The sequence below is a fragment of the Streptomyces sp. NPDC002817 genome (assembly GCF_053592055.1).
Genome location: NZ_JBSFUY010000016.1, coordinates 174,076 through 188,428 on the forward strand (window position 1 = coordinate 174,076; position 14,353 = coordinate 188,428).

A 14,353-nucleotide genomic window follows, 5' to 3' on the forward strand; every position below is an offset into this window, starting at 1 on the left:
GGTCAGCTCTTGGCAGCCGCGGCCTTGGGCTTGGCGGCCTTGGCCGCCGGAGCGGGCACCGTCTTCGCGGCGTCGTCCGACGAGGCGGTGACCGCGGCGTCCGCGCCCGGCTCGGCGGTCGGCTCCTGGGGCCGTACGCCGACGCCCAGCTTCTCCAGGATCTTCTTCTCGATCTCGTTGGCCAGGTCGGGGTTGTCCTTCAGGAAGTTGCGCGCGTTCTCCTTGCCCTGGCCGAGCTGGTCGCCCTCGTACGTGTACCAGGCGCCGGCCTTGCGGACGAAGCCGTGCTCCACGCCCATGTCGATCAGGCCGCCCTCGCGACTGATGCCGTGCCCGTAGAGGATGTCGAACTCGGCCTGCTTGAAGGGCGGCGCGACCTTGTTCTTGACGACCTTGACGCGGGTGCGGTTGCCGACCGCGTCCGTGCCGTCCTTCAGGGTCTCGATGCGGCGGATGTCGAGTCGCACCGAGGCGTAGAACTTCAGCGCCCGGCCACCGGTCGTGGTCTCCGGGGAGCCGAACATCACGCCGATCTTCTCGCGGAGCTGGTTGATGAAGATCGCGGTGGTCTTGGACTGGTTGAGCGCACTGGTGATCTTCCGCAGGGCCTGGCTCATCAGACGGGCCTGCAGACCGACGTGGCTGTCGCCCATCTCTCCCTCGATCTCCGCGCGCGGGACCAGGGCCGCGACGGAGTCGATGACGATGAGGTCGAGGGCGCCGGAGCGGACCAGCATGTCCACGATCTCCAGGGCCTGCTCGCCGTTGTCCGGCTGGGACAGGATCAGGTTGTCGATGTCGACGCCGAGCTTCTTCGCGTACTCGGGGTCGAGTGCGTGCTCCGCGTCCACGAAGGCGACCTGGCCGCCGGCCTTCTGCGCGTTCGCCACCGCGTGCAGCGTCAGCGTGGTCTTGCCGGAGGACTCCGGTCCGTACACCTCCACCACGCGGCCGCGCGGCAGGCCGCCGACGCCGAGGGCGACGTCGAGCGCGGTCGACCCGGTCGGGATGACCTCGATGGGCTCCATCGACCGCTCGCCCATGCGCATGACCGCGCCCTTGCCGAATTGCCGTTCAATTTGTGCGAGAGCGGCATCCAGGGCCTTCTCGCGGTCGGTTCCTGCCATGGGTTCCACCCGATTTGCTTGAGTCGATCGCTTCACGTCAAAGACGCTAACGCCTGCCACTGACAATGGGCCCCGACGCCCGTCCGGCCTGTGGATAACTCGGTCACTTCTCCACTGAAACCGTGCTGAAACGCCCGCCGCGCGCCTCACCGGAACTTCCATAAGAATGGATGTTCGATTTTCGTGTCAAGCGCACCACGCGGCACTTCCGGGCGGTATGTGTGGCGGCGTTGTGAAGCTAGCTCAGCAGGGCCGACCGCATGTGGTGGCAGCGGTCGATGAAGCGGCGGCGCGCCCAGAGGGCCCACCAGCAGAACCCCACCACACCGATCGCGAGGACCAGCGGAAGGATCCACGCGCCGGCGCTCACTCCGAGAGCGAGTGTGCCGATGGCGATCAGCCCCATGAAGCCCAGCCAGTACGGCAGCCACCGGCCTCCCCGCTCGACCCGGCCCAGTTCCTCCTCGACCAGCCTTCGCATGGTGGCCCGCTCCTCGGGCGCCTTCGGCACCTCACGGTGCCGGATCTTGCGGTTGAGCTCGGCGATTCCGCGCGCGTCGGTGCCGGTGGCCCGGCTGGCCCTGCGACGCTGCGCGGCCAGGAATCCGATGGCGATGGTGGTGCAGAGCGCGCCCTGAACCACCCACCAGACCGGGTTCTCATGCCGCCGGAACAGGGCGGTGAGCCCCACGAGCAGCGGGAAGATCAGGACCGCCTGCGCGGTAAGACTGTGGTCGAGCCAGCGCTTGAAGGCGCGCACGGCACGTACCTCCTCGGAGTCGACGAAATACCCCTGCCGCTTCCGAATACCCCGCCGGGACGGGCCTATTGAGGGTGCGCCGGCGCCGTGCGGCCCGGTATGCCGCCCGGGGTTCCGGGCCGACGTGCTTCCCCCGTCGTACGACCGGTGCCTCCGGCCGTACGACGACGGGGCGGGCTCACTTCGCGAGCCTTGAGTCATGGAGACCACGAAGAGCACCTACGAGCCCGTGAAGCCCGCCAAGGAGGACACCGTGCCGACACGTACTCCCGCCGTCACCGCCACCCTGGCCGCCCTGCTCCTGCTGGCCGCATCCATCGCAGGCCAGATCGCCGCCGGTGCGGACTACCCGGCCGTCCCGCCGGGCCTCGTCATCCCGCTGGTGGCGGCGGGACTACTGCTCTGGCGCACGAACCGCTGGACGACCGGGCTCGCTCTCACGGTCGGCCTGTTCATCGGCGCGGGCGCATTCCTGACCCCGAACACCGGCGACCACCTCGCGTCGGAGGACACTGCGCTCATCGTCTCGACCGGCGCCGAGATCATCGCTCTCGCCGGACTGGTCGTCGCCGGGGCCGTCGCCACGCTGCGAAAGGCCGCGAGGGTCTGACAGGCACGCCTCTCAGGAGGATCCGTCCGTCGAGTCCCGCTCCCCAGGCCGCCTCGTCCACAGCGCACGCGCGCGTGTGAAGAGGTTGGAATCCGACAGGCGGTGACCATGGACCCGGGGGTCGTCCGTGACGTCGTACCGCTTCACGTACGCCCCCAGGAACGCCTGCAGCGTGGCGACCGCCGGAATGGCGATCAGCGCACCCACCGCACCGAGGAGGGCGGTACCGGCGATGACCGAGCCGAAGGCGACGGCAGGGTGGACGTCGACGGTCTTCGAGGTCAGCTTGGGCTGCAGCACGTAGTTCTCGAACTGCTGGTAGATCACGACGAAGATCAGCACCCACAGCGCGTACCAGGGATCGACCGTGAAGGCGATCAGCATCGGCAGGGCGCCCGCGAGATACGTACCGATCGTCGGGATGAACTGCGAGACCAGCCCCACCCAGACGGCGAGCACGGGTGCGTTGGGCACCGCCAGGGCCTGGAGCAGGATGTAGTGCGCGACACCGGAGATCAGCGCCATCAGACCGCGTGAGTACAGATAGCCGCCGGTCTTGTTGACGGCGATCTCCCAGGCCCGCAGCACCTCCGCCTGCTTGGCGGGCGGCAGGACCGAGCAGAGCGCACGGCGCAGTCGCGGCCCGTCCGCGGCGAAGTAGAACGAGAACAGCGCGATCGTCAGCAGCTGGAAGAGCCCGCCGAGAACCTGGGCTGACACGTCCAGGACGCCGGTGGCGCTGTTCTGAACGTAGTTGCGCAGCCAGTCGGAGCGCAGCAGCCCCTCCTGCACGTCGACCCGCTTCAGGTCGGTGTGGAAGTGCGTGTTGATCCAGTTGATGACGGAGTCGATGTAGGCGGGGAAATCCTCGACGATCTTGATGATCTGGTTCGCCAGCATGGTGCCGAGCAGGGTCACGAAGCCCGCGGACACGATCAGCACGGCGAGGAAGACGAGGAAGGCGCCCAGCCCTCGGCGCACCCCGCGCGAGGCCATCCAGCTCACCGCCGGTTCGATGGCCAGAGCCAGGAAGAACGCGATGAGGACGTTGATCAGCAGCCCGGTGAGCTGATGGAAGGCCCATGTGCCCAACTGGAAGGCGGCATAGAGGGCGAGCGTGAGCACCACGGCACGCGGAATCCAGCGTGGCATGCGCGAGTTCGCCCCGGTGGGTCCGTCGGCCGGGGGCCGGGTGGGCGGCGTCGTGCCGAACGGCGACGCATGCTGGGGGACCTCGTCGGTCTCGTCGGTGGATGCCACGGAGCAAGTTTCGCCCACGTGGCCGACAATGCGCTGCCCCCCTCCGATCTTAGTGACCGGTCAGCGCTGTTCCTGTGGCACGTTCATGACGCCGCACACCACACGCCACACGTCTTTGGCCTCCCAGCCACCGTCCAGCGCCTCGTACACCGTGCGCCCACCGAGCTCCGCCATGACATGGTCACGCGCGAAGGTCTCGGCGGAGCCCGGACCGAAGTGCTCCGCCATCCGCTGCCAGAAGACCGTCAACCGCATGACACCAGTATCCCGCCCCTGAGAGTGGGCCTCGGCCGGGACCGCTTGTCGAGAACGCTTTCCGTCCTACGGTCTGACGCATGGCCGAAACAGGAGCTTCCCCACTCCCCCCGACGCCCCCGGCGCACTCCCCGCTCTTCCGCGCTGAGCACTTCGTCTGGCTCACCGCGCGCGTGCTGGAACAGCGCCTCTTCGCACACCACTTCCTCAACGGGAACGCCGACCCGGTGGAGACCGCGCTGGACGCCTACCGCAACGAGGACGGGGGATACGGCCACGCGCTGGAGCCCGACCTGCGCGGCCCGGTCAGCCAGCCGCTGCACGCCGGTCACGCGCTGCGCGTCCTGGACGCCATCGGCCGCTGCGGCGGACAGCGCGTGGAACGGGTGTGCCGCTATCTGACATCGGTCTCCACCCCGGACGGCGCCCTGCCGGCGATCCGTCCCAGCCAGCGCGGCTATCCCGCGGCCCCGTTCATCCCGATCGTGGACGACCCGCCCAGCGAGCTGCTCGCCACCGGCCCGGTGGTGGGCCTGCTGCACCGCAACGAGGTGTGGCACGCCTGGCTGTTCCGGGCCACGGACTTCTGCTGGCACGCGGTCGAGTCCCTGCGGGAGTCGCACCCGTACGAGGTGCAGGCCGCCGTGGCCTTCCTGGACTCCGCTCCCGACCGTCCGCGCGCGGAGGCGGCCGCCGACCGGCTCGGCCGCCTGGTGCGCGAACACCGCCTCGCGGCACTGGACCCGGAGCGCCTCGACTCCTCCCCGGTGTCACCCGGCTACGCCCCGGGAGAGCACCACTTCCCGCACGACTACGCGAAGACTCCGCACTCGCTCGCGCGCGCGTGGTTCACGGACGAGGAGATGGAGCACTCCCTGGACTTCCTCACGGGCGAACAGCAGGAGGACGGCGGCTGGCCGGTCCGCTGGCGCCAGTGGGCCCCGAGCGCGGCCCTGGAGGCACGCCCCATAGTGACGATCGGGGCACTGCGCACCCTGAGGTCGTACGGCCGCTCGATCGGCTGATCTCCACGCGACGGCCGCTCGGTCGGCGGATCCTCACCCGATGGCCCGCACGCCCGCCGTCACCACCACGGCCGCCGCGACGACGAGCAGGAAGGGGGCGCGCAACACCAGTGCGAGCGCGGCCGCCGCAAGCCCCGCGACCCTGGCGTCCAGCACGAGGTCCCGCCCGTCGGCGAAGGTCTGCTGAGCCGTGAGCGCGGCGAGCAGGGCGACCGGCAGCAACGCGGCGAGCCGCCGGACGAGAGGCCGTTCCAGGGCACCCGCGGGGACGAGCAGCCCGAGGAGCTTGACGGCGTAACAACCGAGCGCGGTGACACCGATCGCGATCCAGACGTTCACGGGTTCCTCCTACGACGTCCCTGAACCCACAGCACGAACGGCGCCGCAAGAGCGGCCGCCAGGACAGGCACCCCAGCGGGCAGCACAGGCAGCAGACCGAGGCCCAGCAGGACGGCGAGCCCGGCGACGGCACGCTCGGTGGCGGTCCTGAGCATCGGCGCGAGCAACGCCAGGAACACAGCGGGCCCGGCCGCATCGAGGCCCCACGCGTCCGTGTCGCCGATCGCCTCGGCACCCAGCGCACCGAGCAGAGTCGTGAGGTTCCACAGCACGTACAGGCTGAGCCCCGTGACGGCGAACCCGATGCGCACGCTGCGCCGGGTGGGCTGGGCCAGCGCGACGGCCGCCGTCTCGTCGATCACCCACTGAGCGGCGAAGGGCCGTACCGCGCGCGGAAGGGCGAGCAATTGTGAAAGGCGCAGCCCGTAGAACGCGTTGCGCACACCCAGGAAGAACGCCCCGGCGGCCGCGGTGAGCGGATTGCCACCGGCGGCGAGCGCCCCCACGAGCGCGAACTGGGACGCCCCGGTGAACACCAGGAGACTGAGCGCGCAGGTCTGCAGCAGCGTGAGCCCGCTGCCCGCCGAGGTCACCCCGAAGGCGAACCCCGACAGTCCTACGGCGACCCCGACCCCGAGGGCGTCCCGTACGACGGCGGCGTCCGGCTTTCCTCCGTCGTCGGCGCGTGTGTCTGGGAGAGCTGTCTGTTCTGGCACGCATCGGAGGGTAGGACCAGCGCCCGCCCGCCGTCTTGTACGTTCTTGCGCTCGCGCTGATACGCCCCGGGAGGCACGCCGACGATCCGGGTGAAGTGCCGGTTCAGATGCGGCTGGTCGGTGAACCCCACGGCGATGGCGGCCTCGGCCGGAGAGGTCCCCGCGTCCAGCAGCCGCCGGGCCCGCCGCACCCGCGCATCGGTCAACCAGGCATGCGGCGGCATCCCGTACGCGTCCCGGAAGGCCCGCAGCAACGCGAACGGACCGGCACCGAGCTCCGCGGCCAGCCGCTCCAGGGTCGGCGGCGCGACCATCCGTTCCTCCAGCACGCCACGCGCCCGTGCCGCGACCCGCGCCCCCGCCGTCCGCACCTCCCGCTCCGGCAACGCCCCACCGTTGAGCCGCAGCAACCGGGTCACGGCAACCCGCAGCAACGTGTCGGCGGCCAGTGCGTTCCCCTCGTCCGCGGCCCGCAGCACCTGATGCACGAGCCCAGCGGCATAGGGATCGTCGAGGACCGGGCTGACAAACCCAGGAGTACCGCGGATCGCCGTGGTCTCCCCGGCGATCTCCGCCACCACCTCCGGCGACGGATACACCGCCCCGTACCGCCACCCCTCGGGCACCCCCGCCCGCCCGGTATGCGCGGTGTCGGGATTGACCAGCGCGAGCGAACCGGCCCCCGCATACCGATCGGCACCCCGGTAGTGAAAGACCTCCACGCCATCGGCGATGGCGGCGATCACGAAGTTCTCGTGGGTGTGCCGCACAAAGTTCTTCCGCACATACCGGGCCCGCAGCAGATCCACACCCGGCAGCTCGGCGTACCGCCAGTGCCGCGCCCGCTCACGAGAACCCGCCATGGCCCCATTGTCCGCCGTGACGCGCACCCCCGCGGCGCCGCGCTTGCGCAACGGCGAGCAGGGGACGTACCGGGGGGGTGTCCGCCCGCAGCGTCGGGCGACCGACCAACCGCACCGCCCAAGCCCACCGCACCGCCCGACCGAGGACGGACACCCCCCGGTCGGCACCGACCCACAACCGGACCGTCATGCGCAACGCGAACCCCCACCGAACCGCGACGGGCCGCCGCAGGCATACGAGACGCGCCGCCACCGGGGAAAACCACAGGTCAGATCCGTTTGTCAGTACCCGGGTGCAGGATGGACGCATGGTCAGCAACACACGCCGAGCCCTGGACGGCTTCTCCCCCGCCACCCGCGGCTGGTTCACGGGAGCCTTCGACGCGCCCACCGCGGCCCAGGCCGGCGCGTGGAACGCCATCAAGGAGGGCTCGGACGTCCTGGTGGTCGCCCCCACCGGCTCCGGCAAGACCCTGGCCGCCTTCCTCGCCGCCCTGGACCAGCTGACCTCCACACCTCCACCCGCAGACCCGCGCAAGCGCTGCCGAGTCCTCTACGTCTCCCCCCTCAAGGCCCTCGCGGTCGACGTGGAGCGCAACCTCCGCAGCCCCCTGACCGGCATCCGCCAGGAATCCGTCCGCCTCGGCCTCCCGGAGCCCGAGGTCAAGGTGGGCATCCGCTCCGGCGACACCCCCGCCGCCGAGCGCCGCGCCCTGTCCACCCGCCCCCCGGACATCCTGATCACCACCCCGGAGTCCCTGTTCCTGATGCTGACGTCGGCCACCCGCGACGCGCTGACCGGCATCGAAACGGTGATCCTCGACGAGGTGCACGCCGTCGCGGGCACCAAACGCGGCGCCCACCTCGCCCTCTCCCTCGAGCGCCTCGACGAGCTCCTCCCGAAGCCGGCCCGCCGCATCGGCCTGTCCGCGACCGTGCGCCCGGTCGACGAGGTCGCCCGTTACCTCTCCCCTCGCCGCAAGGTGGAGATCGTCCAACCGAAATCCGGCAAGGAATTCGACCTGTCCGTCGTGGTCCCCGTGGAGGACCTGGGCGAACTGGGCGGCTCCCCGGTGGCCGACGGCACCGAGGGCGCAGAACGCCCCTCGATCTGGCCCCACGTGGAGGAGCGCATCGCCGACCTCGTCCAGTCCCATCGCTCCACGATCGTGTTCGCCAACTCCCGCCGCCTGGCGGAACGCCTCTGCAACCGCCTCAACGAGATCGCCTACGAACGGGCAACAGGCGAAACCCTGGACGAACACCACGCCCCCGCGGAACTCATGGGCGGCTCAGGCGCGGCCCAGGGCGCACCCCCGGTCATCGCCCGCGCCCACCACGGCTCGGTCTCCAAGGAACAACGCGCCCTCGTCGAAGAAGACCTCAAGGCGGGCCGCCTCCCCGCGGTGGTCGCCACCTCCAGCCTCGAACTCGGCATCGACATGGGCGCGGTGGACCTGGTCGTCCAGGTCGAGTCACCCCCCTCCGTGGCCTCCGGCCTCCAACGCGTGGGCCGCGCGGGCCACCAGGTGGGCGCGGTCTCCACCGGCGTGGTCTTCCCGAAGTACCGAGGCGACCTGGTCCAGGCAGCGGTCGTCACCGAACGCATGCGCACCGGCTCCATCGAGTCCCTGAAGGTCCCCGCCAACCCCCTGGACGTACTGGCCCAGCAGTTGGTCGCGATGACGTCGATGGACACCTGGCAGCTGGACGACCTCCTCGCCATGGTCCGCCGGGCCGCTCCCTTCGCCTCCCTGCCCGACTCCGCCTTCACCGCGGTCCTCGACATGCTCGCGGGCCGCTACCCGTCCGACGCCTTCGCGGAACTGCGCCCCCGCGTGGTCTGGGACCGGGTCGCCGGCACGATCACCGGCCGCCCCGGCGCCCAGCGCCTCGCCGTCACCTCCGGCGGCACGATCCCCGACCGCGGCCTCTTCGGAGTGTTCCTCGCCGGAGCCGACCCGAAGAAGGGCGGCGGAAGGGTGGGCGAGCTCGACGAGGAGATGGTCTACGAGTCGCGAGTCGGCGACGTCTTCACGCTCGGCACCAGCTCCTGGCGCATCGAGGACATCACCCGCGACCGTGTCCTGGTCTCCCCCGCCCCCGGTGTCCCGGGCAGGCTCCCCTTCTGGAAGGGCGACCAGCTGGGCCGCCCGCTCGAACTCGGCCGCGCGGTGGGCGCGTTCCTCCGCGAGGTCGGCTCGCTCCCCAAGGACAAGGCCCGCCCACGCCTCCTCGCGGCAGGCCTGGACACCTGGGCGGCCGACAATGTCCTGGCGTACCTCGACGAACAACGCGAGGCCTGCGGTCACATCCCTGATGACCGCACGATCGTCGTGGAGCGCTTCCGCGACGAGCTCGGCGACTGGCGCGTGGTCGTCCACTCCCCCTTCGGCGCCCAGGTGCACGCCCCGTGGGCCCTCGCCCTGGGCGCCAAGCTCTCCGAGCGGTACGGCATGGACGCCCAGGTCATGCACGCCGACGACGGCATCGTCCTACGACTGCCCGACGCCGACCTGATGGGCCTGGACCTGCTCGACCAGGAACCGGCCAGGCTCGGCACGGAGTACGACGCGGACCAGGCCCCCGTGGGCGCCGCGGACGTCGTCTTCGACAAGGGCGAGGTCGACCAGGTCGTCACCGACCAGGTCGGCGGATCGGCCCTGTTCGCGTCCCGCTTCCGCGAGTGCGCCGCCCGCGCGCTCCTGCTGCCGCGCCGCAGCCCGGGCAAGCGCACCCCGTTGTGGCAGCAGCGCCAGCGTGCCGCCCAACTGCTCCAGGTGGCGAGCGAGTTCGGCTCGTTCCCGATCGTCCTGGAGGCGGTCCGCGAGTGCCTCCAGGACGTCTTCGACGTCCCCGGCCTCGTCGAGCTGATGGGCGACCTGGAGTCCCGCAGGGTCCGCCTGGTCGAGGTCACCACCCCCGAGCCGTCCCCCTTCGCCCGCTCCCTCCTCTTCGGATACGTCGCCCAGTTCCTGTACGAGGGAGACTCACCGCTCGCCGAGCGCCGCGCGGCGGCCCTGTCCCTCGACTCCCGTCTGCTGGCCGAGCTGCTCGGCCAGGCGGAGCTGCGCGAGCTGCTCGACGCCGAGGTGCTGGCCGAACTGGAGCAAGAACTCCAGTGGCTCACCGAGGACCGCCGGGCCAAGGACGCCGAGAGCGTCGCGGACCTCCTCCGCCTCCTCGGCCCCCTCACGGACACGGAGCTGGCCGAGCGGGGCGCGGAGCCGCAGTGGGCCCAGGAGCTCGCCCGAGCCCGGCGCGCGATCAAGGTCCGTATCGCCGGCACCGACCACTGGGCGGCGATCGAGGACGCCGGCCGCCTGCGCGACGCACTGGGCACAGCACTGCCGGTCGGCGTACCGGAAGCCTTCACGGAACCGGTCAAGGATCCGCTCGGCGACCTCCTCGCACGCCATGCCCGCACCCACGGCCCGTTCACTTCGGCGGCCGCGGCGGCCCGGTTCGGCCTCGGCGTGGCGGTCACGGAAGGCGCGTTGCAGCGTCTCTCCGCGAACGGACGTGTCGTACAAGGCGAGTTCCACCCGGCGGGCATCGGCCAGGAGTGGTGCGACGCCGCCGTGCTGCGCCGACTGCGCCGCCGCTCCCTGGCCGCCCTGCGCCACGAGTTGGAGCCGGTGTCCCCACCCGCCCTCGCCCAGTTCCTCCCCCAGTGGCAGCACATCGGCAAGGGCCACGGGCTGCGGGGTGCCGACGGCCTGGTGCGTGCGGTCGAGCAGTTGCAGGGCGCCTCCGTGCCCGCCTCCGCTCTGGAGAAGCTGGTCCTGCCGTCCCGCGTGGCGCACTACACCCCGGCGATGCTCGACGAACTCACCTCCGCGGGCGAGCTGGTGTGGGCCGGAGCGGGCTCCCTCCCCGGCAAGGACGGCTGGGTCTCCCTCTATCTCGCCGACGCGGCGCCCCTGCTGCTGCCACCACCGCACCCCTTGGAGCTGACGGCACTCCACGAGTCCGTCCTGACCGCTCTCTCCGGCGGCTACGGCCTGTTCTTCCGCCAGATCGCCGACCAGGTCCGCGCGACCACCCACCCCGACGCCACCGATCCCCAACTCGCCGACACCGTCTGGGACCTGGCCTGGTCCGGCCGCCTGACCAACGACACACTCACGCCCATGCGCTCCCTGCTGGGTTCGGGCCGCACAGCCGGCTCCACGGCCCACCGCGCCAAACGAGCGGTCCCGCGCGGCCGCTACGGCTCCCTCACCGCCGCCGCCCGCCCCGCCTCCCGAACCGGCCCGCCCACGGTCGCCGGCCGCTGGTCCCTGCTGCCCGACCGGGAGCCCGACCCCACCCTGCGCGCGCACGCCCTGGCCCGCACCCTCCTCGACCGGCACGGCGTGGTGACCCGGGGCGCGGTCTCCGCGGAGGGCGTCGAGGGCGGCTTCTCGGCGACGTACCGCATCCTGTCCGCCTTCGAGGAGACCGGCCAGGCCCGCCGCGGCTACGTCGTGGAGGGCCTCGGCGCCGCCCAGTTCGCCATGGACGGCGCGGTCGACCGCCTCCGCGCGGTGGCCAACGCCCGCGAACGGGGAGACGGCCTGCCGGGCGCGAACACCGGCTTCGGCGCCCCCGGCACACAGGACGCCTTCGAGACACCCGCCGGCACCGCCCCCGCCGACGACTTCGCCGACTTCGACTGGCTGGACGAGACCCCACGCTCCCCCGGCGACTACGTCTCCCCCCGCGACCTCGCCTCACCGGGCACCGGCGGCCCCCGCAGCGGGCCGTACGGGCCAAGCCGCCCCGTCACTCCCCACCGGACCCCGACCCGCACCCCCGAATCCCGAGCCGTCGTCCTCGCCGCCGCCGACCCGGCGAACGCGTACGGCGCCGCCCTCCCCTGGCCGGAGCCCCCGACCGGCGCCGGCCACAAGGCAGGCCGTAAGGCGGGGTCCCTGGTGGTCCTGGTGGACGGTGAACTGACCCTCTACATGGAGCGCGGCGGCAAGACCCTGCTGGCCTGGCCGGAGGACCCGGACACCAAGGCCACCGACGACCCCCGCCTCCAGTCGGCCGCCGAAGCCCTCGCCACGGCCGCCCGCGCGGGCTCCCTCGGCACGGTCACGGTGGAACGCATCAACGGCACCCCGGCCCTGACCTCTCCGATCGGCACCCTCCTGGAAGGCGCAGGCTTCATCGCCACCCCCCGAGGCCTGCGCCTAAGGGCCTGACACACTCAGCCGCCCTCTGGCCCTCGCCTATCGGCCGACGGCCACCAAGACCCACCAGGGGCGCGGGGAACTGCGCGACAAGCCACATACAGCCCGCACCCGCCACACGACAGCGGCCCCCAACCCGTGAGGCGCCCGACCACCACGCCACGCCGCCCCGTGCCACCCTTGACCCATGCCCGAAGGAGACACCGTCTGGCAGGCAGCGAGCCGACTGCACACCGCCCTCGCCGGCAAGGTACTCACCCGCAGCGACCTCCGCGTCCCCAAGTACGCCACCGCCGACCTCACAGGCCGGACCGTCCTGGACGTCACCCCCCGCGGCAAGCACCTGCTCACCCGTATCGAGGGCGGCCTGACCCTCCACTCGCACCTGAAAATGGACGGCTCCTGGAAGGTGTACGCCACGGACCAGCGCTGGACCGGCGGTCCCACCCACCAGATCCGCGCGATCCTCGGCACCGCCGACCGCACGGCCGTCGGCTACCGCCTCCCCGTCCTGGAACTCCTGCGCACCACGGACGAACACCGTGCCGTGGGACACCTGGGCCCCGACCTCCTCGGCCCCGACTGGGACCCGGACCGCGCCCTCGCCAACCTCCTCCGGGACCCCGCCCGCCCACTCGGCGAAGCGCTCCTCGACCAGCGCAACCTCGCCGGCATCGGCAATGTGTACAAGAGCGAGCTCTGCTTCCTGCTCGGCGTCACCCCGTGGCTCCCTGTCGGCACCCTCCCCGAGGACCGCGCGGCCAAGCTGCCCCTACTAGCCAAGAAGCTCCTGGAGGCCAACCGCGACCGCCCGGTCCGCACCACCACGGGCCGCCGCGGCCAGGACCTCTTCGTCTACGGCCGCGCCCGCCACCCGTGTCTGCGCTGCCACACCCCCGTCCGCAAGGCCGACCAGGGCGACGGCTCCCGCGAACGCCCCACCTACTGGTGCCCGGCATGCCAGACCGGACCGGCCCCCGGCACCGCCCGACGCCCCGGAACCCCACACCGTACGACTAATTGACGACCCGTCAGAAACCCTCGTACCGTCCCCCCATGACCGTCAGCGCGTACGACCTGACCGGACGCACCGCATTCGTCACCGGCGCCGCCGGCGGTATCGGCCGCGCCTCCGCGGTCCTGCTCGCCGAAGCCGGTGCCACCGTGCACTGCGCGGACCGGGACGCGCAGGGCCTGCACGAGACGGCGACCCTGATCAAGGACGCGGGCGGCACCGCCCACACCCACCACCTCGACGTCTCGGACCGCGACCAGCTCCACCAGGCCGTCGCCTCCTGCGGGCGCCTGGACGTGATGGCGGCTATCGCCGGAATCATGCACAGCAGCACGGTCCTGGAGACCCGGGACGAGGACCTCGACCGGGTCCTGGACGTCAACTTCAAGGGAGTCCTGTACGCCTGCCAGGAGGCGGCCCGACTGATGCTGGAGCACCGGACCAGGGGCAGCATCATCACGATGGCCTCCGGCGCCGTCGACACCGGCGGTCCCGGCCTGCTCTGCTACGGCGCCGCCAAGGCGGCCGTCGTCCAACTGACGAAGACCCTGGCGACCGAGGTCGGCCGCCACGGCATCCGCGTCAACGCCGTCGCCCCGGGCTGGATCCGCACCCCCATGACCGACCGCCACGGCGAGGCCCAGGAGCGGACCGAGGCGCTGATGGCCCGGATGTCCCCGCTGGGCCGGGTCGGCGAGCCGGAGGACATCGCCCACGCCGTGCTGTATCTGGCGTCCGACGCCTCGTCCTTCACGACGGGCCAGATCCTGCGTCCGAACGGCGGAGTGGCGATGCCTTGGTGACCCCCCAGGCCGCCCGCCACCGCCCCACGGCAAGCGCTCCGGCCGCCCGCGCCCTGGGCACACAGTGGACCGGCAGCAGACTCAGCCCCCACCCTCCGGCGGCGACCGCACCCTCCAGCACCCCCGCGCCGGGAGCGAAGGCCAGCCGCAGCACGGCCCACCACCACACCACCCCGGCCCCGAGGGCCACCCCCCACCGCACTGTCGGCCGCGCCATCAACCCACCTCCAGCCGGAGCAGGACGAACGGGGTGAACGAGACGAGCAGGCCGACCAACCCGAACAACCCGAAGCTAGGTCACCTGCGTCACCCACCGCGCGGGCGCACCGACAGCGCAGAGAGGCATCGTCCGCACAACCGGCACCGGTGACCGCGAACCATGTCACTCCACGATGCACGA

13 protein-coding genes are annotated in these 14,353 nt (G+C 71.8%); 5 read left to right on the forward strand and 8 right to left on the reverse strand.

Annotated features, from left to right (window positions below):
- Positions 1–2: 2 nt before the first annotated feature.
- Together recA and ACWD3I_RS27835 are read right to left on the reverse strand one after the other, a co-directional pair.
- Positions 3–1,127, reverse strand: a complete 1,125-nt coding sequence (gene recA, locus ACWD3I_RS27830) for a recombinase RecA (RefSeq protein WP_266821365.1) — start codon at positions 1,125–1,127, stop codon at positions 3–5.
- A 238-nt stretch (positions 1,128–1,365) separates the two neighbouring features.
- Entirely contained in the window at positions 1,366–1,887 is a 522-nt protein-coding gene (locus tag ACWD3I_RS27835) for a hypothetical protein (RefSeq protein WP_365397818.1), read from the reverse strand.
- 199 nt (positions 1,888–2,086) lie between these two features.
- On the opposite strand from ACWD3I_RS27835, the gene ACWD3I_RS27840 reads away from it, so the two are divergent.
- The gene (locus ACWD3I_RS27840; RefSeq protein WP_365397816.1) at positions 2,087–2,497 is read left to right on the forward strand and encodes a hypothetical protein; all 411 of its coding nucleotides are present in this window, start codon (positions 2,087–2,089) and stop codon (positions 2,495–2,497) included.
- Positions 2,498–2,509: 12 nt separating this feature from the next.
- On the opposite strand, the gene ACWD3I_RS27845 is transcribed toward ACWD3I_RS27840, so the two are convergent.
- Positions 2,510–3,757 (reverse strand): AI-2E family transporter, encoded by a 1,248-nt coding sequence (locus tag ACWD3I_RS27845; protein WP_365397813.1) that lies wholly within the window; start codon positions 3,755–3,757, stop codon positions 2,510–2,512.
- 60 nt (positions 3,758–3,817) lie between these two features.
- Positions 3,818–4,012, reverse strand: coding sequence for a DUF3046 domain-containing protein (locus ACWD3I_RS27850; RefSeq protein WP_361483189.1), 195 nt, complete (start codon positions 4,010–4,012; stop codon positions 3,818–3,820).
- An 80-nt stretch (positions 4,013–4,092) separates the two neighbouring features.
- Here ACWD3I_RS27850 and ACWD3I_RS27855 point away from each other — a divergent pair, with 80 nt between their 5' ends.
- On the forward strand, positions 4,093–5,037 hold the full coding sequence (locus ACWD3I_RS27855; protein WP_365397810.1) for a hypothetical protein: 945 nt from the start codon (positions 4,093–4,095) through the stop codon (positions 5,035–5,037).
- Positions 5,038–5,070: 33 nt separating this feature from the next.
- Here the strand turns inward: ACWD3I_RS27855 and ACWD3I_RS27860 are convergent, their stop codons facing one another.
- From ACWD3I_RS27860 to ACWD3I_RS27870, 3 genes are read right to left on the reverse strand one after another with little or no spacing between them, the layout of a single operon-like run.
- Positions 5,071–5,376, reverse strand: coding sequence for an AzlD domain-containing protein (locus ACWD3I_RS27860; protein WP_266887257.1), 306 nt, complete (start codon positions 5,374–5,376; stop codon positions 5,071–5,073).
- Positions 5,373–6,092, reverse strand: a complete 720-nt coding sequence (locus ACWD3I_RS27865) for an AzlC family ABC transporter permease (protein WP_365397807.1) — start codon at positions 6,090–6,092, stop codon at positions 5,373–5,375. The genes ACWD3I_RS27860 and ACWD3I_RS27865 overlap by 4 nt, the downstream gene beginning before the upstream one ends.
- The gene (locus tag ACWD3I_RS27870) at positions 5,993–6,955 is read right to left on the reverse strand and encodes an AraC family transcriptional regulator (protein ID WP_365397804.1); all 963 of its coding nucleotides are present in this window, start codon (positions 6,953–6,955) and stop codon (positions 5,993–5,995) included. Before ACWD3I_RS27870 ends, ACWD3I_RS27865 begins: the two co-directional genes overlap by 100 nt.
- Before the next feature lie 308 nt (positions 6,956–7,263).
- Between ACWD3I_RS27870 and ACWD3I_RS27875 the strand changes: the two genes are divergently transcribed.
- From ACWD3I_RS27875 to ACWD3I_RS27885, 3 genes are all read left to right on the forward strand, one after another.
- Positions 7,264–12,147: an ATP-dependent helicase gene (locus ACWD3I_RS27875; protein ID WP_365397801.1), complete on the forward strand. Its 4,884-nt coding sequence runs from the start codon at positions 7,264–7,266 to the stop codon at positions 12,145–12,147.
- A 175-nt stretch (positions 12,148–12,322) separates the two neighbouring features.
- Entirely contained in the window at positions 12,323–13,159 is an 837-nt protein-coding gene (locus ACWD3I_RS27880) for an Fpg/Nei family DNA glycosylase (protein WP_365397798.1), read from the forward strand.
- A gap of 32 nt (positions 13,160–13,191) precedes the next feature.
- Positions 13,192–13,953, forward strand: coding sequence for an SDR family NAD(P)-dependent oxidoreductase (locus ACWD3I_RS27885; protein ID WP_365397795.1), 762 nt, complete (start codon positions 13,192–13,194; stop codon positions 13,951–13,953).
- Here ACWD3I_RS27885 and ACWD3I_RS27890 read toward each other — a convergent pair.
- On the reverse strand, positions 13,901–14,170 hold the full coding sequence (locus tag ACWD3I_RS27890; protein WP_365397792.1) for a hypothetical protein: 270 nt from the start codon (positions 14,168–14,170) through the stop codon (positions 13,901–13,903). The genes ACWD3I_RS27885 and ACWD3I_RS27890 overlap by 53 nt on opposite strands.
- Positions 14,171–14,353 lie beyond the last annotated feature (183 nt).

Excerpts from the sequence above, each read along its gene's own strand:
- ACWD3I_RS27850 (WP_361483189.1), bottom strand. The coding sequence starts at position 4,012 with ATGCGGTTGACGGTCTTCTGGCAGCGGATGGCGGAGCACTTCGGTCCG.
- ACWD3I_RS27875 (WP_365397801.1), top strand. The coding sequence starts at position 7,264 with ATGGTCAGCAACACACGCCGAGCCCTGGACGGCTTCTCCCCCGCCACC.
- ACWD3I_RS27840 (WP_365397816.1), top strand. The coding sequence starts at position 2,087 with ATGGAGACCACGAAGAGCACCTACGAGCCCGTGAAGCCCGCCAAGGAG.
- recA (WP_266821365.1), bottom strand. The coding sequence starts at position 1,127 with ATGGCAGGAACCGACCGCGAGAAGGCCCTGGATGCCGCTCTCGCACAA.
- ACWD3I_RS27885 (WP_365397795.1), top strand. The coding sequence starts at position 13,192 with ATGACCGTCAGCGCGTACGACCTGACCGGACGCACCGCATTCGTCACC.
- ACWD3I_RS27870 (WP_365397804.1), bottom strand. The coding sequence starts at position 6,955 with ATGGCGGGTTCTCGTGAGCGGGCGCGGCACTGGCGGTACGCCGAGCTG.
- ACWD3I_RS27880 (WP_365397798.1), top strand. The coding sequence starts at position 12,323 with ATGCCCGAAGGAGACACCGTCTGGCAGGCAGCGAGCCGACTGCACACC.
- ACWD3I_RS27855 (WP_365397810.1), top strand. The coding sequence starts at position 4,093 with ATGGCCGAAACAGGAGCTTCCCCACTCCCCCCGACGCCCCCGGCGCAC.
- ACWD3I_RS27890 (WP_365397792.1), bottom strand. The coding sequence starts at position 14,170 with ATGGCGCGGCCGACAGTGCGGTGGGGGGTGGCCCTCGGGGCCGGGGTG.